At 47.8% G+C, this 25,886-nt stretch carries 23 protein-coding genes and 1 riboswitch; of the genes, 17 read left to right on the top strand and 6 right to left on the bottom strand.

What is annotated here, in order from left to right; genetic code table 11:
- Positions 1–202 precede the first annotated feature (202 nt).
- From ACRRNK_RS18520 to ACRRNK_RS18510, 3 genes are all read left to right on the top strand, one after another.
- Positions 203–2,146: a heavy metal translocating P-type ATPase gene (locus ACRRNK_RS18520; protein ID WP_433944120.1), complete on the top strand. Its 1,944-nt coding sequence runs from the start codon at positions 203–205 to the stop codon at positions 2,144–2,146.
- Positions 2,147–2,320: 174 nt separating this feature from the next.
- Positions 2,321–3,262: a thioredoxin-disulfide reductase gene (gene trxB / locus ACRRNK_RS18515; protein ID WP_433944119.1), complete on the top strand. Its 942-nt coding sequence runs from the start codon at positions 2,321–2,323 to the stop codon at positions 3,260–3,262.
- Between the two features lie 44 nt (positions 3,263–3,306).
- Entirely contained in the window at positions 3,307–3,540 is a 234-nt protein-coding gene (locus ACRRNK_RS18510) for a glutaredoxin family protein (protein WP_433944118.1), read from the top strand.
- 190 nt (positions 3,541–3,730) lie between these two features.
- Here the strand turns inward: ACRRNK_RS18510 and ACRRNK_RS18505 are convergent, their stop codons facing one another.
- The gene (locus ACRRNK_RS18505) at positions 3,731–3,928 is read right to left on the bottom strand and encodes a hypothetical protein (RefSeq protein ID WP_433944117.1); all 198 of its coding nucleotides are present in this window, start codon (positions 3,926–3,928) and stop codon (positions 3,731–3,733) included.
- A gap of 294 nt (positions 3,929–4,222) precedes the next feature.
- Here ACRRNK_RS18505 and ACRRNK_RS18500 point away from each other — a divergent pair, with 294 nt between their 5' ends.
- Complete coding sequence (locus ACRRNK_RS18500) at positions 4,223–5,350, top strand: transglutaminase domain-containing protein (protein ID WP_433944116.1); 1,128 nt, start codon at positions 4,223–4,225, stop codon at positions 5,348–5,350.
- A 226-nt stretch (positions 5,351–5,576) separates the two neighbouring features.
- Here ACRRNK_RS18500 and ACRRNK_RS18495 read toward each other — a convergent pair whose 3' ends face one another.
- Both ACRRNK_RS18495 and ACRRNK_RS18490 read right to left on the bottom strand, forming a co-directional pair.
- Entirely contained in the window at positions 5,577–7,040 is a 1,464-nt protein-coding gene (locus tag ACRRNK_RS18495) for an amino acid permease (protein ID WP_433944115.1), read from the bottom strand.
- Positions 7,041–7,147: 107 nt separating this feature from the next.
- A riboswitch (Lysine riboswitch) is annotated at positions 7,148–7,344 on the bottom strand.
- A gap of 135 nt (positions 7,345–7,479) precedes the next feature.
- Entirely contained in the window at positions 7,480–8,625 is a 1,146-nt protein-coding gene (locus ACRRNK_RS18490; protein WP_433944114.1) for a virulence factor, read from the bottom strand.
- A gap of 446 nt (positions 8,626–9,071) precedes the next feature.
- Between ACRRNK_RS18490 and ACRRNK_RS18485 the strand changes: the two genes are divergently transcribed.
- Both ACRRNK_RS18485 and ACRRNK_RS18480 read left to right on the top strand, forming a co-directional pair.
- Positions 9,072–10,052 (top strand): MBL fold metallo-hydrolase, encoded by a 981-nt coding sequence (locus ACRRNK_RS18485; protein WP_433944113.1) that lies wholly within the window; start codon positions 9,072–9,074, stop codon positions 10,050–10,052.
- 133 nt (positions 10,053–10,185) lie between these two features.
- Positions 10,186–11,820, top strand: coding sequence for an ABC-F family ATP-binding cassette domain-containing protein (locus tag ACRRNK_RS18480; protein ID WP_433944112.1), 1,635 nt, complete (start codon positions 10,186–10,188; stop codon positions 11,818–11,820).
- 53 nt (positions 11,821–11,873) lie between these two features.
- On the opposite strand, the gene ACRRNK_RS18475 is transcribed toward ACRRNK_RS18480, so the two are convergent.
- A complete protein-coding gene (locus tag ACRRNK_RS18475) occupies positions 11,874–12,062 on the bottom strand; it encodes a hypothetical protein (protein ID WP_433944111.1) in 189 nt (62 codons plus the stop codon).
- 75 nt (positions 12,063–12,137) lie between these two features.
- On the opposite strand from ACRRNK_RS18475, the gene ACRRNK_RS18470 reads away from it, so the two are divergent.
- Entirely contained in the window at positions 12,138–13,091 is a 954-nt protein-coding gene (locus ACRRNK_RS18470) for a cation diffusion facilitator family transporter (RefSeq protein ID WP_433944110.1), read from the top strand.
- Between the two features lie 238 nt (positions 13,092–13,329).
- Complete coding sequence (locus tag ACRRNK_RS18465) at positions 13,330–14,127, top strand: C40 family peptidase (RefSeq protein WP_433944109.1); 798 nt, start codon at positions 13,330–13,332, stop codon at positions 14,125–14,127.
- Positions 14,128–14,359: 232 nt separating this feature from the next.
- Here the strand turns inward: ACRRNK_RS18465 and ACRRNK_RS18460 are convergent, their stop codons facing one another.
- Positions 14,360–14,728, bottom strand: a complete 369-nt coding sequence (locus tag ACRRNK_RS18460; protein WP_433944108.1) for a hypothetical protein — start codon at positions 14,726–14,728, stop codon at positions 14,360–14,362.
- A 154-nt stretch (positions 14,729–14,882) separates the two neighbouring features.
- Here ACRRNK_RS18460 and ACRRNK_RS18455 point away from each other — a divergent pair, with 154 nt between their 5' ends.
- Positions 14,883–15,443, top strand: coding sequence for a hypothetical protein (locus ACRRNK_RS18455; RefSeq protein ID WP_433944107.1), 561 nt, complete (start codon positions 14,883–14,885; stop codon positions 15,441–15,443).
- 303 nt (positions 15,444–15,746) lie between these two features.
- Here ACRRNK_RS18455 and ACRRNK_RS18450 read toward each other — a convergent pair whose 3' ends face one another.
- Positions 15,747–15,920, bottom strand: coding sequence for a DUF1328 domain-containing protein (locus tag ACRRNK_RS18450; RefSeq protein WP_433944106.1), 174 nt, complete (start codon positions 15,918–15,920; stop codon positions 15,747–15,749).
- A gap of 250 nt (positions 15,921–16,170) precedes the next feature.
- Between ACRRNK_RS18450 and ACRRNK_RS18445 the strand changes: the two genes are divergently transcribed.
- The 8 genes from ACRRNK_RS18445 to ACRRNK_RS18410 all read left to right on the top strand — a co-directional run bounded on the left by ACRRNK_RS18445 (position 16,171) and on the right by ACRRNK_RS18410 (position 25,870).
- Positions 16,171–16,668, top strand: coding sequence for a DUF948 domain-containing protein (locus tag ACRRNK_RS18445; protein WP_433944105.1), 498 nt, complete (start codon positions 16,171–16,173; stop codon positions 16,666–16,668).
- 36 nt (positions 16,669–16,704) lie between these two features.
- Positions 16,705–17,241, top strand: a complete 537-nt coding sequence (locus ACRRNK_RS18440) for a hypothetical protein (protein WP_433944104.1) — start codon at positions 16,705–16,707, stop codon at positions 17,239–17,241.
- Between the two features lie 107 nt (positions 17,242–17,348).
- On the top strand, positions 17,349–17,690 hold the full coding sequence (locus ACRRNK_RS18435; protein WP_433944103.1) for a general stress protein: 342 nt from the start codon (positions 17,349–17,351) through the stop codon (positions 17,688–17,690).
- 227 nt (positions 17,691–17,917) lie between these two features.
- A complete protein-coding gene (locus ACRRNK_RS18430; RefSeq protein WP_433944102.1) occupies positions 17,918–19,099 on the top strand; it encodes a PP2C family protein-serine/threonine phosphatase in 1,182 nt (393 codons plus the stop codon).
- Positions 19,083–22,742: a response regulator gene (locus ACRRNK_RS18425; RefSeq protein WP_433944101.1), complete on the top strand. Its 3,660-nt coding sequence runs from the start codon at positions 19,083–19,085 to the stop codon at positions 22,740–22,742. Before ACRRNK_RS18430 ends, ACRRNK_RS18425 begins: the two co-directional genes overlap by 17 nt.
- Positions 22,743–22,815: 73 nt before the next feature.
- Complete coding sequence (locus ACRRNK_RS18420; RefSeq protein WP_433946946.1) at positions 22,816–23,688, top strand: CheR family methyltransferase; 873 nt, start codon at positions 22,816–22,818, stop codon at positions 23,686–23,688.
- Positions 23,689–23,716: 28 nt separating this feature from the next.
- Positions 23,717–25,387, top strand: a complete 1,671-nt coding sequence (locus ACRRNK_RS18415) for a response regulator (protein WP_433944100.1) — start codon at positions 23,717–23,719, stop codon at positions 25,385–25,387.
- Positions 25,388–25,531: 144 nt separating this feature from the next.
- On the top strand, positions 25,532–25,870 hold the full coding sequence (locus tag ACRRNK_RS18410; RefSeq protein ID WP_433944099.1) for an STAS domain-containing protein: 339 nt from the start codon (positions 25,532–25,534) through the stop codon (positions 25,868–25,870).
- Positions 25,871–25,886 lie beyond the last annotated feature (16 nt).

Here is a 25,886-nt window from a genome sequence, read left to right as displayed (position 1 = left end):
AGAGGAAAGGATTACTATAAATTTGAAGTTGCAACTAGGAAACAATATTGTACTAATACAAAAATGATTATCATTCTCAATGAGCATGCTGCTTTCGGGGGTTCCCGGAGCAGCATGTGCTGTTTTAAGGGTATTAATAACGGCTCTCATTCTCAATTAGAAGAGAATAGAGACATCAAATTCAGAAAGGAACGTGATTCATATGCAAGCTATTCACAAATCAATCCCCGCAGCGAACAAGATGGCTAATCAGCCCAATCCCCGGCGCAACAAACGGCAGACTCTGCTAAGTCTGCTTCGCCACAAGGAAATGCTGCAAGCACTTGGAAGCGGAGCGCTGATGCTCATCGCCTGGGGGATGCATGGCTGGGCCCCGCTGCTTTCTATCATTGTCTATGTCATAGCTTACGCGGTTGGCGGCTGGGGCAAGGCCAGGGACGGTATTGAGACGCTTGTGAAAGATCGTGATCTGGATGTGAATCTGCTGATGATCGCAGCCGCTATGGGTGCCGCGGCCATTGGATATTGGAACGAAGGGGCCATGCTGATCTTTATTTTTGCTCTCAGCGGGGCCCTGGAGTCGTTCGCATCCGAGCGAAGCCGCAAAGATATTTCCGCCTTAATCTCCCTGAAACCAGAGACCGCACTTCGTATTGAAAAAGGAGGGATGAGGCTGGTGCCTGTATCCGAGCTTCAGGTCGGCGATCTGCTGCTCGTTAAGCCCGGGGAAGTCATCCCGGCGGATGGGGTCATTGAGAGCGGAAGCTCTGCCGTGAACCAGGCGTCCATTACCGGTGAATCCATTCCGGTTGATAAGGTAGCAGGCGCGGGAGTCTACGCAGGAACCTTGAACGGAGAGGGTGCTCTGTATATCGAGGTAACCTGTCCTGCTGAAGGCACCTTGTTCTCAAAGATTATTACACTCGTAGAGGAAGCTCAGAGCGAGGTCCCCACAACCCAGAGGTTCATTCAGCGGTTCGAGGGCATATACGCCCGAATTGTCGTGGGAGCCACCTTGTGTATGATTGTACTGGCCCCGCTGCTGCTGGGGTGGACGTGGGAAATGACTTTTTACAAATCGATGGTCTTTCTTGTGGTCGCATCACCTTGTGCGCTTGTCTCTTCCATTATGCCGGCGATGCTGTCCACGATATCCAATGGAGCCCGTAAGGGGCTGCTGTTCAAGGGCGGTGCCCATCTGGAGAATCTGGGCTATGCCTCAGTCGTGGCTTTCGACAAGACCGGTACGCTTACGCTGGGGAGTCCTGAAGTGACAGATTTGGTCGTAGAAGATGGATATGAACCGGATGAGGTCCTGCGTTACTGTGCTTCGGCGGAGAATCTGTCCGATCATCCGCTGGCAAGGGCTATCGTGAAGGAAGCTGGTGTGAGAGGACTGGATTTGCTGCCCGTAGAAGAAATGAAGAGTGTTGCCGGCTGGGGGATTGAAGCCCGAATCGACGGGGAGGTCTGGAAGATCGGTAAGCCTTCTGTCTTGGAATCCGAACTGGAGCTGCCTAAATGGTGTAAGAAACAAGTGCTCAAGCTGGAGTCGGAAGGGAAGACTGTGTCTGTAGTTGTACATGGAGAGATCCCGGTCGGTCTTCTTGCACTAAGAGACAACATTCGACCGCAGGCAAGGGAAGCCGTTGCACGGCTGCGCAAGCTTGGTATACAGTCTGCCGTGCTTACAGGCGACCATAATACAACGGCCGAGGCTATTGGCCGTGAAGCTGGTGTCGATCAAGTATATGGAGACTTGCTGCCTACAGGTAAAGTGGAGCATGTTAAGGCACTGCGCGAGAAGTATGGCCATGTCGTCATGGTCGGGGATGGGGTTAATGACGCCCCGGCTCTGGCTACGGCCTCGGTAGGTGTAGCGATGGGGGCAAGCGGAAGCGGCACCGCGCTCGAGGTTGCGGATGTGGTCCTGATGAACGATGACCTGGAGCGGATTGCTGAGGCCATTACCTTGTCCCGCCGGGCACGGAGGATTGTGAAGATGAATATAGTTTTTGCGATCAGTGTGATTCTGCTTCTAATTGCCGGCAACTTTGTACAGGGAATCCCGCTTCCGCTAGGGGTTATCGGGCATGAGGGTAGTACAATTCTTGTCATTCTCAATGGACTAAGGCTGCTTAGGTAGCATCTTCATCATACCTTCATTTAACCTTCACTGAACGTGTCCGCTAGGAACGTTGACGATCCATGGAGGATTTAAGATAATTATGATATAAAGTAAGCAGCTCATAATTACTCAGAAAAATGAAGCATAATTGTACTCGTGCTTATTCCAAGCAATATGAAGGAGACGATTTTTATGTATAAATCTATAATTGTTGGAACTGGACCTGCTGGTCTGACAGCCGCTATTTACCTGGCTCGCGCCAATCTCAGCCCACTCATTATTGAAGGACCTCAGCCAGGTGGACAGCTGACAACCACAACGGAGGTTGAGAATTTCCCTGGATTCCCTGAAGGGATTATGGGCCCTGAGCTCATGGACAACATGCGCAAGCAGGCGGAACGCTTCGGCGCTGAATTCCGTACCGGTTGGGTGAACAGTGTGGACACAAGCAGCCGCCCATTCAAGCTTCAGGTAGAGGGCCTTGGAGAACTGGTAACTGAGACCCTGATTTTATCAACGGGCGCTACCGCCAAATATCTTGGAATTCCAGGGGAGCAGGACAATGTGGGACGCGGAGTCAGCACATGCGCGACCTGTGATGGATTCTTCTTCCGCGGCAAAGAAATCATTGTCGTTGGGGGCGGGGATTCGGCACTCGAGGAAGCGGGCTTCCTGACCCGTTTTGCTTCCAAGGTGACATTGGTTCACCGCCGCGAGGAGCTGCGCGCTTCGAAGATTATGCAGGACCGCGTTCGCGCGAATGAGAAGGTGGAATGGGCACTTAACCGAACTCCGGTTGAAGTTATTGCTGGAGAACGCGGGGTAACGGGTCTGAAAGTGCTCAATAACGTTACTGGCCAAGAAGAAATTATCGAAGCCAGCGGGGTATTTGTAGCCATCGGCCATCATCCGAATACCGGCTTCCTTGGAGGTCAAATCACTACAGATGAGAACGGATATATCGTTGTGAACCCAGGAACCTCCGAGACAAATGTTAAAGGTGTGTTTGCTTGTGGTGATGTTCAGGATACCCGTTATCGTCAAGCGATCACTGCGGCAGGCAGCGGATGTATGGCTGCGATGGATGCGGAGAAGTATATTGAGAGTCTGGAGCATGATACGGCAGCTCTGTAATATAAGCTTAAATCAAACAATAATAGAACAGGAGTGAATGAACCATGGAACAAGCGATTGTATATACAAGCACGAACTGCCCTCACTGCAAGCAGGTGAAGAGCTTCCTGACAGAGAAAGGCGTATCCTTCGAGGAACGCAATGTCGAGACAAATGATGAATATGCCCAGCAGGTTTTTGATATGGGCATGCGTGCGGTTCCGGTTACCTTGATCGGCGACTTCAAAATTGTAGGAATGAACAAGCTGCAATTTGATAAGGCACTAGCCGCTAATTAACAATATAAAAGGCACTTCCCATGCAGGGCATGACTGTTCTGCTGGAAGTGCCTTTTTATTTTTGATATTGATGGCAAAGGTGCTTCTTGCTTAGGACGAAGGAAAATAAGAAGGGGATAGCTCACAGATCCAGGATGGATGGTGAAGTTATCCCCTTTGTGTTATACAGGTATACCCCTTGCAACCGCATTCAGGTTATGAGATTAATAACAAGCATAAAGATCAAATAGCCTACTACACCGGCCCCGATCAAGGTGAATCCCGCTTTCCTTCTCGATTGAAACAGACGAAGAGCGCCCAGGCTGAAGAGCGGCGCTATAATCAGCAGAAAGAAAAATACTGTAACGAACATTTGCACGGAAATGTCGGAAATATTCGGGATCGTCATGGCTCTCTTCACTCCGCTTCTTTAAGTTTCAGACTTATGCAATGAAATAAATCACACTTTTAACTTTATTATAACGAAAATCGGATTTTTTGGGATGTTTTTTAAAGATGAAATTAGGCCGAAATACGTCTATTGTATGAACAAACTGCTACAGCGTGTCCCGAGCAATCGACAAAACTAGAAGGCTTTTGACCTGCCAAGCTATGGTACAATATTGCCAAGCAGTAGTCTCGGGAGATATAGAGTAGGCTCTGACCTCCGAAGACAGCAGTCTAGAGAAGGGCGGAAGCGGCAATGAAGAAACGTTGGTTGGAATGTGCAATGATCGTGTTGACAGGCTCGCTTCTTCTTGGATTCATTCCCTCGGCACCCAACTGGGGAACCGTTGTATATGCAGGCTCGGAACAGAGCACGGTGGTCACCGCTGACCAAATTCAGAGCAAGCTGACGAGCGCAGCGAAGGCTCGGCTCAGCAATATTACGTTCACCTATAAAGGCCAGACTTCCGCGCTTCGGTCACTACTAAGCAAGGCGCTCACGGGGGCTCTTGAGTCAGATGTGTATACCAAGTATGTCACAGACAGCTACTCGTTCAGCTGGCGGGGGACATCGACTTCCGCGGCGGTGACGGTGCGATTCGTATACCGGGAATCGGCTGCACAGACGAATTATGTGAACAGCCGCGTGAAGCAAATTGTGAAAAGTGTGGTCAAGCCAGGGATGAATGATCACCAAAAGGTAAAAGCACTGCACGACTGGATAGTTCTTCATTTAAAATATGATAAAACCTTACGTAAATATACAGCTTATGAAGGTCTGAAGACAGGAGAGGCGGTATGTCAGGGGTACTCCCTACTGGCATATAAATTATTACTCGAGGCGGGAATACCGAATCTCATAGTGGAAGGGACAGCTGGCGGCCAGCTGCATGCCTGGAATCTTCTAAAGCTGCAGGGGAAGTGGTATCACATGGATACCACATGGGATGATCCGACACCGGACTCAGCCGGACAGGTGCATTATAATTATTATCTCCGTACCGATAAGCAAATGAAGCAGGATCACAGCTGGACTCGCTCTTATCCGAGTGCTGGAACAGCTTATAAGGATACTCTGCAATCGCTCTTGAATTCAGCAAACGGAGCCAGTAAAGCGATCTATGAATCCCTTCGGGAGGATCTGGGATACAGCCTATATCAGGCAGGAACCGCCGTGAACTCAGCTGAAGGGCTGAAAGCTAAAGTGCTGGAGGCCATCAGGCGGGGAAAACGAACGACGACTATTCGTTATTCGGGCACAGAAGAGCAGCTGACAAGTGACCTCACCCGGCTGTATGATTTGGACATTAGCCATATTACCTATTACAATGAACCTCTTGAGGATACCTCTGATCTTAAGGTCAGGGTGAATTGGGAGGATTAATGGGAATGCGGACTGCTCCGGTTACCATATAAGACGCAGTTAAAAAGTGACATGCAGGTAGGGCGTAACGAAGGGGAAGCTTGGAACTGGAGGAGCGAAAGGAATCGCATTTGTCTGCGCCTTATATAGGTTAGATATGTTATTTAAGTGATAAATTAAAGGGAATGTCTGTAGGCCATGCGGCCTGTAGACATTCCCTTTAATGTAAGTGGGTATGAAGAATTTGTTAATCTATGTTGGCGCCTGTGGTCACATCACACTGATCCAGTGGAACGACCTTGGTGCGCTTGATCCATTTGTAACCGAGCCATACGATCAGGAACAGCGGTATGCTGACATAAGAGACAAGAAGGCCATACCAGTCGATCCCGTTCTCCGAGATGGCGCTATAGCTCTGACCGAGAATAACAATGAAGCAGAGTACAAGAGCAAACAGAGGGCCAAACGGGAACCAGCGTGCTTTGTAAGGCAGCTTGTTCAAGTCCTTTCCTTGAGCCACATAGGCCCGTCTGAAGCGGTAATGACAGATCGCGATGCCGAGCCAGGTAATAAACCCGCACATCCCGGAGGCATTTAACAGCCAATTGTATACGACTTGGTCTTTATTTAGAGAGGCCAGAAATGCAACCGCGCCGACCAGAGTTGTAATCAGTAGCGCATTAACCGGAATTCCCCGGTGATTCAGCTTGGCCAGGAATTTCGGGGCTTTCCCTTCCTTGGCAAGGCCATACAGAACACGGGAGGATGCGTACATTCCCGAGTTACCAGCTGACAGCACGGAGGAGAGGATGACCGCGTTCATAACCGAGGCCGCAAAAGCAAGCCCTGCCTTCTCGAATACCAGGGTGAACGGGCTGACTCCAATGTTATCCACGCCGCTCTTCAGCAGGTTCGGATTCGTGTAAGGAATGATCAAGCTGATCACCGTGATCGCCAGAATATAGAAGATTAGAATACGCCAGAACACTTGGCGTATCGCTCTGGGTACATTTTGACGAGGGTTCTCACTCTCTCCAGCGGCAACCCCGATCAGCTCTGTGCCTTGGAAGGAGAAGCCTGCGGCCATGAACACGCCAAGGAAAGCGAAGAAGCCGCCATGGAACGGAGCATCCCCGATGGTGAAGTTCTTGAATCCAACGGTCTCCCCGCCGATAATCCCGATGATCATCAGTACACCGACCACGAGGAATATAATAACGACAGCAATCTTGATGATCGCGAACCAGTATTCGGACTCACCATAGCCTTTGACAGATAGGAAATTCAAGGCAAATATCACCGCCAGGAACAGCAGGCTCCACCAGAATGAGTCACTGTTAGGGAACCAGTATTTGATAATTAACGTGGCCGCGGATAGCTCAGCCGCAATGGTAATCGCCCAGTTATACCAGAAGTTCCAGCCCAGGGCGAAGCCAAGCGAAGGATCTACGAACCTTGTGGCATAGGTGCCGAACGATCCGGAATCGGGTAAATAAGTGGCCAGCTCCCCAAGGCTGGTCATCAGGAAATAGACCATGATGCCGACTGCGGCATAAGCCAGAAGGGCACCTCCGGGTCCTGCGGAAGCAATGGCTCCTCCGCTCGCCAAGAACAGTCCCGTTCCGATGGAGCCCCCAAGGGCAATCATCGTCATGTGGCGGGCTTTGAGTCCGGCTTTGAGCGATACAGTAGCTACTTTACGGTTGCTCATACAAATTCTCCTTAACTATGAAGTGAAGAGATATGTCTTAAGGAAGCGCGAAGAAGCCGCGGAAGAAATTTCCGCGGCTTCATATCTAATACCCGCATCATACCTTCAAACAAGATAGCTCAACACGTTCATCCTTTGGTATTGATGAACGTGACAGTTCTGTCCCTTTCGGTAACAGCCCCAGCAGAATTGGTATAGAGGAACAACTCTGCTTCGGCGGCAGTGCCTTTCACCCCGGGATCGACAGCGTCCTTATACGCTTTCCCCGGTCTACTCTTCACTTGCCGCGACCTCTACCTCATCTGTATCCAGGAAATGATGAGGTAATATTCAATTGTATCTTCCAGCTAACTATCTTCATCTTTAATCTGAAACTTCATCCAGTATAAATCAACAAAAACTGAACAGCAACAGACAATTTATGCAAAATCGGCTGGAATCAAGACGCTCCATTCCCGCCCCGGCGGGCCATCTGCTGCCATACCGTTCCGGCCGCTTGCTCACCTGATTCAATGCGCTCGAGCGCCATTCTAGCCTGCAGACTGACCTCGAATTCGGGGTCATCCGCTGCCGCTTCAAGCGCTTCTCTGGCGTCGTCCGTGCCGACTTCATACAGGAAGCGCGCGGCCCGCCAGCGCACCAGCTTGCTGCGGTCGGTTAAAGCCTCTATCATCGGCCCGGTTGCTGCCGGGTCCCCGATGTCCGAGAGCGTGTCGCCCGCCGTGCGGCGCACGGCGGCAGAGCTGTCGCGCAGCGCTTCGTAGAGCAGCGCCATGGCACCCGGCGTCCGGATGTCGCCGAGGTAGACCACGGCGAGCCGCCGCAGCTGCATCTGCGAATCCCGCAGCGCCTCCGCAAGCAGCGGCAGCGCCTCTTCGCTTGGCTGCAGCGCATCCAGCGCGGCATAGCGCACGCGCCAGTCCTCGCTCTGCATACGCTCCTGCACCTCACTCAAGCTGAGCTCGCGGCGCTCCTCAACGAATTCGTTCTCGCTGCGGCCATGGGCTATGGCCTGGCGAATGACATCCGCAAGCCGCTCGGGAGGGAAGGCCGCTTCGATCTCCTGCTCGACCTCGCGGGCAATGTCTTCTAGCTCGCCATAACGAACGCCATAATCGACGAGCTTGCGCTCTTTGATCAGGGTCGCGCTGGCGACCTCGGTCACCGCATTCACGAAGCGGTCTGATAGGGAGATCCGCTCCTCACGGGAGCCGGACTTCACACGGACCTGCATCGGAATGCTGCGGAAGAACTGAACGAACACCTGGGCTTCGCCGTAGCCGGTGTTCTGGACCTCTTCATCCGGCTTCCAGGCGGATTCCATGCCTTCCTGGCCGAACTGCTCCTGTACGCTGGCCAGAATGGAGGACCAATCGGCATTGCCTTTACGGTCGAGGGCTATAAAGTCCGCGGTATGAAAAATGCTCTTTACGCCAGGGATATGGAGCAGCTGCTGAATCCAGGCTGGAGCGGAGCGTTCGTTGTCAGACGTATATGTTTTGCGCAGGCCGGGAGCCAGAGTCTCGTCAAGGTGAAGCTTCATCGTGTTGGGACTCGGGGTCGGTTCGATAAATTTAATTTTCATGGATGAATGACATCTCCTTTTTGGGTCTTGCCTCTATTTTACAACAATTGCGGGTGTATTCCTAAGTAAGGACATCATATCCGTGTAAAACCGTGAATTTTGTGGAATAAATAGGGAGGCTGTTCATATAAATGGCTTGGCAGAAGTGCTGCTGCCTGTCATGGCCCTTGCGGAGTGAAGGGAACTCGTACTAGGCAGATGAAAGGGTCATAAGCATAGGACTTAGCATTTTATGATGAGGTATGCTCCCCGGCTAGCGGCCCGCTTGAACCGTTAAATTTCTGCTTATGAATACCGGGAAGTCAGGCTGTTCTTAAGGATGATCGGAAGCTGCTAATGAATTTGGAAATCGGGGTAATAGTAGGTTAAGATGAGGGAAAGGCGATGGAACAGGGAGACCTTTTATTAGACTATACAGGGAAAATAGGAAGGGAGGAGCCCTCTTCATGCCCAGACACCGCTTTAACAATATCGATAATGTGAGTACAGACAAAACACTCAAACAGTTCAGCCAATGGCGCGAAGAGCGTCGCAAGAAGAAGAAGGATTATTCTTATGTTATACCTAACTCCGAACCGGAGATTGAATATTTGAAGAACAACCGGGAAGACACCACGATCACCTGGATCGGGCATTCGACTTTCTTGATTCAGTATCATGGACTCAACATTGTGACTGACCCGGTATGGGCCCCGAGAATGGCTTTTCAGCGGCGGCTTGGATCTCCAGGGATTCCGATTGAAGAAATTCCCGAGGTGGATGTCATTCTGATCTCTCACTCTCATTATGATCATATGCATGTCTCATCGATCCGCCGGTTATACGGGGAGCACACGACCGTCCTGGTACCTGTGGGACTGAAGCGAAAGATGGAGCGCAAAGGCTTTAGCCGCTGTGAGGAGCTGAAGTGGTGGGAGGACCTGACGGTGAAGAACGTCAAATTCTCCTTCGTTCCGACCCAGCACTGGACGCGCAGGACGCCTTTCGATACGAACACCTCCCATTGGGGTGGCTTTGTTATGGAGATTGATCCTCCGGACCAGAAGGGACTTGGGGATCCTGTTATTTATTTTGCGGGAGACAGCGGTTATTTCAAAGGATTTAAGGACATTGGGGAGCGGTACAACATTGATGTTGCACTCATGCCGATAGGGGCCTATGAACCCGAGTGGTTCATGACCTCCCAGCACGTGAATCCCGAAGAGGCCATTCAGGCTTTCCTGGATGTGAAGGCCAAGACGATGGTTCCGATGCATTACGGTACCTTCAAGCTGGCCGATGATACGGCACGTGAAGCGCTGGATCGAATGGAAGCCGAACGCAAGAAGCGGGGCATCCCGGAAGAGGCGATTCGTGTGCTGCTCTATGGGGAGACCCTCCGCTATCCGAAGCTTAAACCATCCGATACATCATCCCGCCAAGGTTAGTTCCCTGCCAAGGGGATTTCTATGCTATAATGATGAGCTAGATGGAATGAACTAAAGACTGAGTGATGAATTGCCTCTTTAGTTCATTCCATCTTAGATTCGTGATAATAGATGTAAAGGATGGTAATGATTAATGATCAGTACAAATGGTGTAACGCTCCGTTATGGAAAACGAGCACTTTTCGAAGATGTAAATATAAAGTTCACACCAGGGAACTGCTACGGACTGATCGGTGCGAACGGCGCCGGCAAATCCACGTTCCTGAAGATTCTGTCTGGAGAAATAGAGCCTAACACAGGTGAGGTTCATATGACTCCGGGCGAGCGTATGGCGGTTCTGAAGCAGAACCATTATGAATACGATGAATATCCGGTTCTTGAGACGGTGATTATGGGTCATGCCCGTCTGTACAGCATCATGAAGGAGAAGGATGCGCTGTATGCCAAAGCGGATTTCTCCGAAGAAGATGGTCTTCGCGCAGGTGAGCTGGAAGGCGAATTTGCGGAGATGGACGGCTGGAATGCAGAGTCCGATGCGGCTTCACTCTTGATTGGTCTCGGGATCGAGAAAGATCTGCATGACAAGAAGATGAGCGAGCTCAGCGGTAACGAGAAAGTACGTGTCCTGCTTGCTCAAGCGTTGTTCGGTACTCCGAATAACCTGCTGCTCGATGAGCCTACCAACCACTTGGACATTGATTCCATCGGCTGGCTGGAGAACTTCCTGCTTGATTATGAAGGTACTGTTATCGTGGTATCCCATGACCGTCACTTCCTGAACAAGGTATGTACTCATATTGCGGATATCGATTTCGGTAAAATCCAGCTGTATGTGGGTAACTACGATTTCTGGTACGAGTCCAGCCAGCTTGCTCTTAAGCTGACCCGTGATGCCAACAAGAAGAAGGAAGAGAAGATCAAGGAACTGCAAGCGTTCATTCAGCGGTTCTCGGCTAACGCCTCGAAGTCGAAGCAGGCAACTTCCCGTAAGAAGCAGCTCGACAAGATTACTCTGGATGATATCCGTCCTTCTAACCGGAAGTATCCGTTCCTTCACTTCAAAGCCGAACGTGAAGCAGGTAAGCAGCTTCTGACAGTTGACAGCCTCACCAAGACGATTGAAGGCGAAACGGTGCTAAATAACATCAGCTTTGTGGTGAACAAAGGTGACAAGATTGCATTCGTGGGCCCAGATGGACTTGCGAAGACAACATTGTACCAAGTGATTATGGGCGAGACCGAGGCGGATGCAGGTGAGTATAACTGGGGCGTAACAACTTCCCAGGCATATTTCCCTAAGGATAACTCGGCTTACTTTGACGGGGTTGATCTGAACCTTGTGGAATGGCTGCGCCAATATTCGAATGATCAGGATGAGACTTTCCTGCGCGGATTCCTTGGACGTATGCTGTTCGCTGGTGAGGAAGCCTTGAAGAAAGCAAGTGTACTATCCGGGGGAGAGAAAGTGCGCTGTATGCTGGCTAAGATGATGCTCAACGGTGCGAACGTACTGATCTTCGATGAGCCTACGAACCACTTGGACCTAGAATCTATTACAGCTCTTAATAACGGTCTGATTGATTTCGACGGAACTATTCTGTTCGACTCCCATGACCATCAGTTCATTCAGACGATTGCCAATCGGATTATCGAGATTACTCCTAATGGTATTATTGATCGCCAAATGTCCTATGATGAGTATCTGGAGAATGAGGAAATTCAGCAGCTCCGCAAAGAGATGTATCCGGCAGGAACTTTGAATTCATAAGTATAAAAAATGCTGTCCCTTGGTTTAAGGGACAGCATTTTGTTTAAAAGCTCCTATGACCCGCCAGTGCGGCGGCGCTGGTTGTTCGGTTTTTTTGTGTTTTGGCTTTTAAGTGTTTTGGTGGAATGAATGTTGCTTTGGCCTTGTTTATTGGAAGCCTGATTTTGCTTTTTTTGCTGTAATTTCAGCCGCATGGCTTCTGCAAGGTCGATTTTTTTGGGCTCTTTATTCTCTTCAGTCATTGTTATCATCTCCTTTGCGTGATGGGAGCGCTGATCTCATTTTAAACGTTTTTAAAACATCGGACAACGGGAATAATGGTTATATTGATTTTTGCTAGCGCGGAGGTGACATTTGGAGTGGATACATACAAAGAAATAAGGCAAGGAGAACGCGGCGCAATGATCAGTATTGCCGCATACCTGCTGCTGTCGGCGCTTAAGCTGATTAGTGGTTATTTATTTCATTCCAGCGCCCTGCTGGCGGATGGGTTCAACAATGTCACCGATATTATTGCATCGACGGCCATTCTTATCGGGCTGCGTATCTCCAGGAAACCGCCTGATTCGGACCATGCCTATGGACATTTCAGGGCAGAGACGGTAGCTGTGCTGCTGGCTTCCTTCATTATGGCCACGGTAGGGATTCAGGTGTTGATTGAAGCGGGCAGAGGACTGTTTGAAGGAAGAAAGGCCGCCCCGGATCCCTTGTCAGCGGTCATCGCACTTGTGAGCGCGGCCGGCATGTTCGGCGTCTATGTATATAACCGAAGATTGGCCAAGAAAATTAATAATCAGGCGCTGATGGCAACGGCCAAAGACAGCTTGTCTGATGCATTTGTAAGTATCGGTGCAGCCATAGGCATTTTCGGGGCTCAGTTTGGTCTCCCTTGGCTTGATACCGTGGCGGCTATTGCCGTAGGCCTGCTTATCTGTAAGACAGCTTGGGATATTTTCAAGGATGCTACTTATAGGCTTACCGATGGCTTCGATGAGAATGAGCTGCAGGATCTGCGAAGCTCGATTGCCCGTATCCCGGGTGTGGAAGGTATTAAGGATGTGAAGGCGCGAGTACATGGGAATCACGTGCTTGTTGATGTGGTTATTGAGGTGGACCCCGCACTTAGCGTAACGGAAAGTCATGAGATCAGCGATCTCATAGAAGCGCGGATGGTAGAGCGCCACAATGTCATGAATGTTCATGTTCATGTGGAGCCAAGGCAGGAGGGTGCTCAGCCCGAAGGGCATCCAGCTGGAGCTGGCAAAGCTTAAGCGAATAGGAATGATAAGAGGTGTGACGAGCTTGCAGCTATTTCAGGGTCATTTGACCAGGGAATAGCTTCTTTGTTGTATAGGTATTAAGGCCTGTTCTCGTGTGAAGTTAGGTAGTTAGCATTATTCCGAATTTTGTGCAAATAGACATATATTGAGTCCACTCCAGAATACCGATAAAATGGGACAAGTACCATTTCAGACATACAACTCAGAACAGTCCCAGGGAGGATTCAACATGAAGAAGAGCTTAGCGATTGGACTTATCACCACTCTTTTATTAGGTAATGCAGGTATACTTGCTTCATCTCACGTGCAGGCAGCGGCTTCTGTTCAAAAGGCCGGACTTAGTGGAACCGTTCAATATGGCGTGAACCTTCGGGTTAGCCCTTCAACCTCTGCCCGTATCATCAAAATGCTGAAAGCTGGAGAGACCGTCAGCATCACCGCGAAGGATAATCCTTACTTCTATAAAGTGCTCACATCTAGCGGTCAGGCAGGTTACGTCAGTAAATCGGAGAAATACATAAAGCTGAACTCCGATACAGTGGTCAAATCGGGGAATACTCAGCAATCGGATGCTCAGTTAGAGCGGGATCGCAAGCTGGAGCTTCTGTTCCAGACGGCCAAGAAATACCTCGGTACACCTTATGAATTTGGTTCGGACCGAAATACGACGGACACCTTCGATTGCTCGGACTTCTCAAGGCAGATCTACCGGGAAGCTCTGAATATCATCCTGCCGGCGGATTCAAGAGCGCAGGGCGAGTGGATTAAGACTAACAGTAAAGCTGTGTATAATATGAATGAGCTGCGCCCGGGCGATCTGATCTTCTTCATGAGCTATAAGGGTTCCTCGGATACTGCGTACCAGGGAATTAATAAGGCTGCCGAACGGATCAACCATGTGGGAGTATACCTCGGCAATGGCCAAATGATCCAGACCTATTCGGTCAGCTCGGGAGGCGTACGTATAGATACATTAACCGGCTCGTGGGCCAAGCGGTTCTTATTTGGGGGAAGTGTGCTTCAATAGTTCGGCCCGTGTGAATTGTTCTTAAGGGTCGCTGCTCTGCCCAGATTTCTTAATTGAATATAGAATTTCACATTATAGATTACATTCGTATTTCATACAAAACGCCCTACTCCCGCAGAGAGATCCAGTCTCTCGCCAGAGCAGGGCGTTATTTTATGGGAGCCGGCCGGTTGGTTTCAATTTATGTAATCACCGGGAGGCTGTGTTTGGTTGATCTTTACTTTATGTTATATTATTTAGTATATTCCGGCGCAAATACCCAACCTTTACCAAGCCAAGTGTAGATTTCCACCCAATCTCCGATAATTTGACCGGTTGGCTCAAGCACCTGCGGGTCAAGCTTACCCCATGCCTTGCCGTTAGGGTCTTTATAGAATGTAGTTACTTTCAAGATTTCCCATTTCTTTGGAGGGTTGGCTACAATAAGATCAGGTACGATGATAGGAGAGCTTACTGTAGTTGAAGTAACTACAGGCGTGGACGTAGTTGTCGACGTTCCTGTAGAATTTGTTGTGGTCACTGGAGCTGTGTCTGCAGATGCTGCAGTTGCGAAAGCCGCGGATAAAGCCAGTGTTGCTGTGATTGCTGCTAGTTTTTTCATTGTATTTCCTCCCTAGGATATGTTTGGTGTTGCTTTGTATATTTTAAATAACCAGCCAAGCGACTTAAGAATCAAATTATGGTAACTATTTTTTAGGGCTAAAAGATTTTTGTTAACGGAATGTACAAGATTAATTAGAGAAAGAGTGGAGAGTATGAGGAAAAAGTGGTTGTTCTTAACCCCGTTCATCTTGATTATTGTGGCAGTTATAGCGGTTATTCTATACATCCGTCCGACTAAGGATTTGGATCTCAACTACACGGAACTTGATTGGAAAGCGAAGATTACAGAGATGATCGAGACCCGTGAACCGGTGATCCAGATTAACGCTGAGGAATTCAATAGAATGGCCAAGCAGAAGCTGGTCAAATATTTAGCCCAGGGAGAACTTCCGGTTGATGTTACAGGTGCGGAGTTTAAGCAGCATGGTAACCGGGTTGAAGCGGATATTAACGGAAAGTGGGGAATTATTCCCTTCGGAGCGAAGGCAACTTATAATATGGATTTCTCAGGAGGGCTCGTTGTGATGACTCCGGTCTCTGTGCAGATTAGGGGGATTACCTTAACCCCCGAGCAGCTTGGACTTAAGCAGGTGAGTGTGCCACCGGGCAAGGAGCTGCCCGAGATGATCAAGGTTAAGGATATGATCTTTCACGAGGATTCCATTGAAGCGAGGCTGAGCTTGAACTGGCTGGAAATCATGAGGTTGTTGTAACTTACAGGCTAAGGATGTTAACAGATCAAAAGGCGGTAATGACTAAGGTCCTCTGGGCACTTAGTTATTACCGCCTTTTTGCATTATTTTTATGCTGTATAAGTTAAATTTAAGAATTACCTTAGGCAAGAGTGTGAAATGATTCTGGAGAAGCGAAGCGTTCGCCTTTGTGACCGGATTTCTACCCTATAATTCAATTAAGAAATCTGGGAACAACAGCGACCCTTAAGAACATTTCACACGGCTGCCTTACGAGTAAATCAATAGTTCAACTTATATTGCTCTATGCCCGATCTGCTCCATTTAAAGCGATCGACGTCCCTTACGTCCAGTGAAGAGAGAGATAATGAACAGAACCAGGAAGACGAAGAACAATATTTTTGCTATAGAAGCTGTTGCTGCCACCACCAAATTGAAGAATCCGAATATTCCTGCAATCAGGGCAACGACCAGAAAAATAACTGACCATTTTAACATGAAGATCATCCTTCTTTCATAGAAGATTAGTAAAGCCGCTTTTGAAAGTCCAGCGTTTCGGACTGGAATTTCAAAAACGCTTAGATGCGGGTTGTTCCCGCCTCGTATTGACTTTTAACCGAGCTCTTTTGGATTGAAACAACTGCGCTTACCATAAGTCTAGACAACATTTTCCTTTGTTTCGTCCAAAACGGCTCGGGGTAACTATGGGATAACACAGCTTACGAGGAAAGAAAGAGAGGTAATGTCGATGTCACTTATTTGGCAGCTTAGTGTAGCCGTAATTGCTTTAGCGTTTGTAGCCTTGGTTATCTTCCTAATTAAAACGTTAAAGGCGGCGGAGAATTCTCTTGATAAAGCATCCCAAACGCTTCAGGAAGTCCAGAAGACGATTGATGAACTTACGTATGAGGTAAAAGAGGTACTTAGACATGCGAACGGGATTACAGAAGATGTACAGCACAAAATGAAACAAATTGATCCGGTTATTGAAACGGTGAAAAATGTTGGCGAAATCTTAAACGAGGTTACGCTTAGCGCCAAGCAAGTATCTACCGCTTTAATTGAGAGATTCAAGACACCGCCGGAGGCCAGAGTATCTACCAAGGATGCCGCAAGAGCTGCGCTGCAGACGCCTTCCGAGAAGACGGTGCAAAGCTATGAGGCCACATATTCCAAGAAAAACTCAGGTAACTGGGTAAAATGGATTGATCTTGCCGCAGGAACCTGGCAGAAATTTCGCCGTTAATCGAAAGGCCGGCAGTTCAAAGAAAGGGTGAGCTTGATGTTGAATGCAATGCTGCTGCTAATCGGACTACTTTCTCCCCTTAATGGGCCACTGCCCACAGCTCATGATAAGGTAATGAATTTGTCTATCCAGTCGGACGCTTCCCAAGTAGTGCAGGCTTCATCTTCGCATATTGGAACGAGGTCCGAACGGGTGGGTGAGTTCGATACACTGAATGACATTTCACTAAGTGATCAGTTGAAGGATGTAACCGGTAAGAAAGGGAAGCCTGATAGGGTAACTCACGATAAGCTCACCGGTTATACGGAATATCACTATAAGGATGTCACAGTCGGGTTGTTTGAGGACCAGGTGTACTATGTGCATTTGGGCGCTAATGTTAAGGAGATGAAGGTAAATAAGCAGTGGATTGCACTTCAATCAGCCTCTCTGAATCGCGCTTTTGGACCTGCGGATTATGTCGCCGAGGACGGCGAGGTATATACCCGGGGATATAGTGCCATAAAAATTTACAGGGATCCCACAGGAAATGTACAGGGAATCGAACTGTTTGATTCTTCAGCATTTGATTAAATGGTGATTTCTGTAAGGGTGATTCACCGGACAATGAATTAGGTTAATGGCTATGTAGGTATTCAATAATGAATGGACTGTAGTAAGCAAAGGAGTGTGGGATTATCATGAGTATAGAAAGTACTAAATCTTATGCAAAAGTAGTGCAAAACGGAGTTCAGGCGGTTGAAACGGTCAGAGAGCTTGGCTCTACAGGTTATAACGCTGAGAACATTTATGTACTGGCCCATGATCAAGATCGCACGGACCGAATCATTGATGCGGCGGACGCCCATGAGGTCGGCATCAAGGAAGAAGGAATATTTCATTCCTTGGCGAACTTATTCCGCTCCCGCGGCGACGAGCTGCGCTCCAAGATAGTATCCTTGGGCTTCACCGAGACCGAGGCTGAATTTTATGAGAAAGAACTGGATCAGGGCAAGGTGCTTGTCATTGCTGTCCGGAATTAATTAAGAATAGAAGCATAGAGAATTTTGTCGCTTATATAGATAAGGAATGGGGATTTTCCCTCATTCCTTATCTATATTTCTGGATATGTGTTCAACTTGGAAGGAAACTATAACTTTTTTGGGCTGTATGTGAAGAAAATGGTATAGTTAAATGGATCGAAGCTCCATTATTTAACTTAATGTAGCAGCAGCATTTCGCAAATCTTCACCAAGGCAAGGAGAGCGATATGAAAATTTTAATTGTGGATGATAATCCGACAAATATTATCATCGTTAGAGAAATACTGAAAAAAGAAAATTACCGGGATACGGTTGCTGTATCTTCCGCGTTCGAAATGTTTCAGAGCCTGGGGCTCGATCATACCGGACAGGGAGCGGTAACCTCAACTACTGATATAGATTTGATTCTGCTTGATATGATGATGCCCGAAATGGATGGTATAGAAGCTTGTCGTATTGTTCAGCAGTATGAGGAGCTTAGAGATATTCCCATTATTATGGTTACGGCAGTAGGTGACTCCAAGAAATTGGCTGAGGCGTTGGATGCAGGGGCTGTCGATTACGTCACCAAGCCAATTAATAAAGTTGAACTTATGGCCCGAATCCGGCTCGCTCTGAGATTGAAACAGGAGAAAGATTGGCATAAGGAACGCGATCAACGCCTACAGGAAGAGCTTAGGCTGGCAGGACTTGTGCAAAATGCGGTGCTGAGCGCCCCTATTGATGATCCGTTCTTCGAAGTCAATGCCCTGTATAAACCTTCATTTGAGCTGGCCGGAGATTTATATGCCTGGTATCCTCTAGGTGAGGGCAGGTATGGCATTATTTTGCTGGATATGATGGGGCATGGAATTTCATCATCCTTGTTCTGCATGTTCATCGCCTCTGTCCTGAAAGATACCGTCAATACTTATGTTGAGCCGGAGAAGGTCATTCAGGAGCTCAATCGAAGATTCAGCCAGCTTCATATTGACAGCCAATTAGTTCAGTATTACTTCACAGCGATCTATCTGGTTGTCGATACCAAATTCAAACGCATTGATTACGTTAATGCCGGTCATCCGCCTGGGCTTCTATATATGGAAGATGGCTCGCTGAATATGCTGGAGACGGGGTGTCCCCCTGTGGGCCTGTTTGATAAAATCGAAGCAGAGACCCGTTCTATCACGTATAACGGCAAAGGACATATTGTTCTGTACACGGATGGGCTGCTTGAAGCTGTCGAAGGCACTCAGGAAGAGCAGATCGATTACCTCGCCAGAAATCTGGCCGCCAGCCACATGCTTGATATAGAGAGAATGCAGGAAATGTTCTTTGACGATAACGTGCCTCAGGAGCGCGAAGACGATAAATGTCTGGTTTGGATATCACTAAAAGAAGGGGAAGGCCAGAATGAGAATCAAGAGTAAGCTGATGATCGGCTTCGGGTCCATCATGGCAATTCTTCTGGTCTTGACTTTTATCGGTTATGACCGAATGGATTTCATGAAGAAGCAGATTGATCAAGTCTATCAACAGAGATATATGAACGTACGGAGCTCGGGCGATATGCGCGGGCAGGTTAACGAAGTGACAAAGAGACTGGCGGATCTTTTGCTTAATCCTTCCGTCTCTTTAGATAACGCCAAACCTGAAATTATGAAAATTGTAAGCAAGGCAGATGCAAGCTTGACCGCCCTAAAGAAGAATAAGGGTTCCAGTGCTGAGGAGAAGCTTATAATTTCCAATGTGAGCAATGCATGGGATCAGTACAAGTTGTATTTAGACAAACAGTTTACTTTATTCGACCAAAACGATAGGACCCGCGCGTTAAATTTCCGCAACGCTACCGGTGTTGATCTACAGAATAACATAGTTAATAGTATTAACTCACTGAGCACGTATCAAGACTTGAGGATTGAAGAGGAAGTCCAATCTGCCGAGGACGCTTATGAGCAATCCGTGCAAATTGCAGTTACCGTTATGGCCGCTGGCCTGCTGCTCGCTCTTGGAGTTATGCTGTGGATCATACCGAGCATCACCAGAGGATTCAATACCGTGTCACAAATGATGACCAGCTTCGGTAATGGAAAGCTCAAGGCGGTTAGGCGTATAAAGGTGACCAACAAGGATGAAATTGGGGATGTCGCCCGGGTATTTCAGGAGCTATCTGAGGATTTGGAGGAGAAACAGGAGCTGGAGAGGAAATATCTGCAGGCGCAGAAGGACCAGACCTGGGTCAATTCCAATTTGGCTCGAATTACAGAGCTGTTCCAGGGTATAAATTCGCTTGAACAAGTGGCACAAATGTTCATTAATGAATTTACACCTATACTTGGGGGACGGTATGGTGCGCTTTATACACGAAGTGACGAACACGGTCCGAACGAGGTCCACCTGGCTGCTGCCTATGCTATGGACGAGGCAGGACGTCCGAACAAATCGTTTAAGCTGGGTGAAGGGCTTGTCGGTCAAGTGGCTCTCTCGAAAGAACCTCTGACTCTCACCAAGCTGCCGGACAGCTATCTTTCTATTCGATCTGGGCTTGGTGAAGCTGAGCCAGCTGAAGTTATGATTTATCCTGTTTTATTTGAAGATCAGCTTCTGGGTGTCATAGAAATGGCTAACTTCCTTCATTTTAGCGACCTGCAGAAGCAGCTCCTGAAGGAACTGTCCGTAAGTCTAGGTATCATTCTTAATAATATTATCGGCCGGTTAAGAGTAGAAGAGCTGCTTCGGGAATCCCAGACTCTTGCTGAGGAGCTTCAATGTCAGTCTGAAGAGCTGCAAAGTCAGCAGGAGGAGCTTCGCCGCTCCAATGAGAATCTGGAAGAGCAGACCCTGGCGCTGAAGCGCTCGGAGGAACTGCTTCAGCGTCAGCAGGAAGAGCTGGAGCATTTCAATACAGAGCTGGTTGCGAAGACGCATGCCCTGCAGGAACAGGTTCAGGAAGTTGAAGAGAAGAACGAAGAAATCGAGAAGACGAAGATCCAGCTGGAGCAGCAGGCCAGTCAACTTGCCCTTACCAGTAAGTATAAGTCTGAATTTCTTGCCAATATGTCACATGAGCTGCGGACACCGCTTAACAGTCTGTTAATTCTATCCCAGCTTCTGTCAGAGAATAAGGAAGAGAATTTGACGACCAAGCAGAAAGAGTACGCCCAGACTATCTATATGTCCGGCGCGGACCTGCTTAAGATGATTGATGAGATTCTTGACTTGTCCAAAGTAGATGCGGGTAAGATGGAGATTAATGAAGAGTCGGTCAGCATTTCTGAACTCGAACGATTTGTAGAGACTAACTTTAGAGAAGTAGCGCTGAGGAAGAACCTTCAGCTTCAGACTGAAGTTCAGGAAGATGTTCCGGGTAATATCAATACAGATGGTTATAGAGTCAAGCAAATTCTTCGGAATTTGCTGTCGAATGCTTTTAAATTTACGGCCGAGGGTGAAGTAAGCTTTAAAGTGGCCAAGGCTAAGGCTTCGCAGCTTCCATACTATCTTGATCACGATAAAGAATATCTGGCCTTAACTATTAAAGATACGGGTATCGGTATACCGAAAGACAAGACTGATCTGATCTTTGAAGCCTTCCAGCAGGCGGATGGGACCACCAGCCGCAAGTTTGGAGGTACGGGTCTGGGTCTGTCTATCAGCCGCGGCTTGGCTTCTCTGCTCGGCGGTGGAATTTCCTTGAAGACAAAAGAAGGGGAAGGCAGCGAGTTCACCTTGTATATTCCGAAGGATGGGATTACGCCAATTTTGAATTCTCGTACTCCTGCGGCATCATCTTCGTCAGTGATGGAGCAAGCTTCTAAAGAAAAGGATTCCACAAGCATAAGCGAGGAGAGAGAGGCCAGCATCAGTTTGCCTGATGATCGAAATAGCATTACCTCACAGGACAAGGTTATGCTCATTATCGAGGATGACATTAATTTTGCGAAGATACTTATCGATATGGCGAAAACTTATGGTTTTAAGACTTTAACTACATCCCAAGGCGATGAAGGGCTGAAGCTGGCAAGAACTTATTTGCCGGATGCCATTATTCTTGATATCCAGCTGCCTGTCATGGATGGGTGGTCCATTCTCGGAGAACTGAAAAGCAACCCGGATACCCGCCATATTCCGGTCCATGTCATTTCGGTTGTGGAAGATGTGAAGCAGGGAATGAAGATGGGGGCTATCGCTTATCTCCAGAAGCCTTCTTCACGAGAAGGACTTGAGCGAGCATTCTCGCATATAGAATCTTATATGGATAAGAGTTTGAAACATCTGTTAGTGGTAGAAGATGATGAGGTACAACGACAAGCAATTATCGAACTGGTAGGCCATGATGATGTCATCATTACGGCCGTATCGTCAGGAGCGGAAGCTATTCGCGAGCTTCATAGCAAGCATTACGACTGTATGGTGCTTGATTTGATGCTGACCGATATGACCGGCTTCACGCTGCTTGATCAGATCAGGGATGATGAGAACCTCCATGATCTGCCGATCATCATTTATACAGGGAAAGAGCTTGACAGCAAGGAAGAGACAGAGCTTAGAAAATATGCGGAGTCTATTATTATCAAAGATGTGAAGTCGCCTGAGCGTCTTCTAGATGAGACCACCTTGTTCCTTCACCGGGTAGAGGCTAATCTCCCTGAGGAGAAGCGTGAAATTCTGCGGAAGCTTCATAACAAGGAAGAGTTGTTTGAAGGTAAGAAAATTCTGCTGGTCGATGATGATGTCCGGAACGTATTCGCACTATCCAGTGTGCTGGAAGGATATCAAATGGATGTTGTGTTTGCCGAGAATGGCAGGGAGGCAATCGAGCTCCTGCAGCAGCATGGCGACTTCGATCTTGTCTTAATGGATATGATGATGCCGGAGATGGATGGTTATGAAGCGATGCGCCGAATTCGGGAGATCCCGCAGTTCGAGAAGCTTCCTATCATTGCCCTTACCGCGAAGGCGATGAAGGATGACCGCTTCAAATGTATCGAGGCCGGGGCATCAGATTATATGAAGAAGCCTATTCAGACGGAGCAGCTTTTATCATTAATGAGAGTGTGGTTGTATTCGTGAGCCGGGTTTAAGGGTAATAAGAAGTAACTTAGGTTGTGTGACAAGAAGAATTAGAAGGCAGGGAATGAAATTCATGACACCAGACCATTCATTAGAAGGTGATATTCACTCCCCTCTAGAAATAGATATCCATGAACGGGAGACGATTGAAATCGAACTCCTGCTCGAGGGAATTCATCGGCTCTACGGTTATGATTTCCGTAATTATGCAATGCCGTCTCTCAGACGGCGCATATGGCACTCCGTCCATGCTGAGAATTTGCACACGGTCTCAAGCCTGCAGGAGAAGGTGCTGCATGACCGTGCATGTTTTGATAGACTGGTATATAACTTGTCCATTCCGGTCACAGAAATGTTCAGGGACCCTGAGCTATTTAAGACTTTCCGAGAGAAAGTCATTCCAATCCTTAGAACCTATCCTTACATCCGGATTTGGCATGCAGGATGTTCGACAGGAGAAGAAGTGTACTCTATGGCCATCATGCTGCATGAAGAGGGCTTGTATGAGAAATCAAGAATTTATGCAACTGATATGAATGATCGTTCCCTGGCCAAGGCGAAGGAAGGGATATTCAATATTCAGAAAATGCAGCTCTACACCAAAAATTATCTGGCTTCCGGGGGCAACCGGTCGTTTTCAGAATACTATACAGCGAAATATGACTCTGTAATTTTCCAGCCGTTTCTTAGGAAGAACATGATTTTTGCGGAGCATAATCTGGCTACCGATGGTTCTTTTAATGAATTCAACGTGATCTTCTGCCGCAATGTCATGATCTATTTTGACGACAAGCTTCGGAATCATGTGCATAAATTGTTTCATGAAAGTTTGAATCACTTTGGTGTACTTGTGTTAGGCTCGAAAGAATCTATTCATTTTACGGATTTCGCGGACTGCTATGAACCAATGGACATGACAGAGAAAATTTATCGGAAGATCAAATAAATTTGTCACCATTTTTGAGGAGGATTCCATGGGGTATCACGAACCAATTCACATATTGCTGGTAGATGACCGCCCCGAGAATTTGCTCGCTCTGGAGGCGGTGCTCGATAGTGAGCAGTACAATCTGGTTAAAGCAACCTCGGGGGAAGAGGCTCTTAGACATTTGCTGAAGGATGAATTCGCTGTGATCGTGCTTGACGTTCAGATGCCGGGTATGGATGGGATCGAGACGGCCAAACTTATCAAAGCCCGTGACAAGACGAAGGATATCCCTATTATATTCATATCGGCCAACAGCAAAGAAGCGGACCAATTGTTCGCAGGGTACTCAGCGGGTGCTATCGATTATATGGTGAAGCCGTTTATTCCCCAGATTCTAAGATCCAAAATTGAAGGCTTTGTCAGTATGTATCTGACGAACAAGAAGCATAAGACTCAGTCCATGCTGCTTCACCAGAAGACCCAGGAGCTGGAACGGATTAATGAAGAATTGGTCAAGGCGAAGGAGGCTGCAGAGATTGCAGCTAAAGCGAAAACAGAATTCCTGGCCATGATGAGTCACGAGATCCGTACGCCAATGAACGGGGTCATTGGCATGATCGATCTTCTGATGGAGACAGAGCTTAAGGACGAGCAAAAAGAATATACGGATATCATTCGTAAGAGTGCAGATGCTCTGGTAACGGTAATCAATGATATTCTTGATTTCACCAAGATGGAGTCGGGCAAGATGGAGCTTGAAGAGAATCCATTCGAGCTGCAGAGCGGCATCCAGGAGGTATTCAATCTGTTCTCGGTGGATGCAGGCCGTAAAAATCTTGAGCTGGTCTACTTCATAGACGAGCAGATTCCTCCAGTGATCTACGGGGATCAGGGGCGTATGCGTCAAATCTTGATCAATCTGATCTCAAATGCGATCAAATTTACAGACCATGGCGGGATTTATCTGGTGGTTACGCCAAAAAATGTAGAAGCTGAGCGTATGTCCCTCGAATTCACGGTAAAAGATACGGGTATCGGTATTCCGGCAGAGAAGATTGATAAGCTGTTTAAACCTTTCTCCCAGCTTGATTCGTCCATGACCCGAAAGTACGGAGGAACCGGACTGGGACTCGCGATCTGTCGTACGCTGGTTCAGATGATGGGCGGAGAGATCCGTGTAGAGTCGATGGAAGAGAATGGTGCGACCTTCATTTTCACTGTGGAAGTGGGGAAGTATGAGGACCATACCGGGGATGATTGCAATGAAAGTCTGGAGGACCGGGGCGACCTTGTTCAATTACTTGCTCCGAGGCGTGTCTTGATTGTAGACGATCATCCCATTAATCAAAAGCTAATGCTAAGCATGCTTCGTAAGCTTGGCTACACGGCGGATGTTGCCGAGAATGGAGAACGGGCGATCAAGATGGTGCAAATGCCTGGAGGCTATGACTATATCTTCATGGATCTGCAGATGCCGGTTATGGATGGATTAGAAGCTACTCGAAGAATTTGTGCGGATTCGGAGGCAGATCATTCTCCGGTGATCATTGCCATGACAGCTGATGTAATGGAAGGGACACGAAGCCGCTGTCTGGATGCGGGGATGGTCGATTACGTCAGCAAGCCGGTTAAGCTTAGCAGTCTGAAGAAGATTTTGAACAAATATACGGAGACCGGTGTTCCTGTGGACGGATTTGAACAGCTTAAAGGCAGCTAAATAGAGGTCACATCTATGGAATGTACTAAAGATATCCAGTCTTTAAGCCATTCCATTTTGTTTCATAGGCTTACTTTTGGGTTAATGAATATAGAATTGGCTGTAAAATTAAAAAAAGAAAACATATTTCAGGAGAGAGTGTCTATGAATACAAATAAGAATGATAAGTTCAATGCTACTACCCAAGTACAAGACGGCACATGCACGGTGTATTTAAGAGGAGAGCTGGATTTATCAGTGGCTCCGGACTTTAGACAGGTGATGGAACCCCTTGTTGGGGATGGGGAACTTGATTTAGTGATTAACCTCAAAGATCTGAAATATATTGATAGCACAGGAATTGGTATTTTGTTATCTATACTGAAGGCACGACATGGCATGAGTGCGCAGTTTCTTGTCCGGGAAGTTCCGGCCCAAATTCAAAAGTTGTTCGACATGACCGGAATAGCTAAATTTTTTGTCTCACAGGAGAATCCCCAATAGGAAAGGATCGAAGTTA

The sequence above is a fragment of the Paenibacillus sp. SN-8-1 genome (assembly GCF_050995535.1).
Taxonomy (GTDB): Bacteria; Bacillota; Bacilli; order Paenibacillales; family Paenibacillaceae; genus Fontibacillus.
Note: the sequence above shows the minus strand (reverse complement) of the source record. Positions and strands in the feature narration are given on the sequence as shown.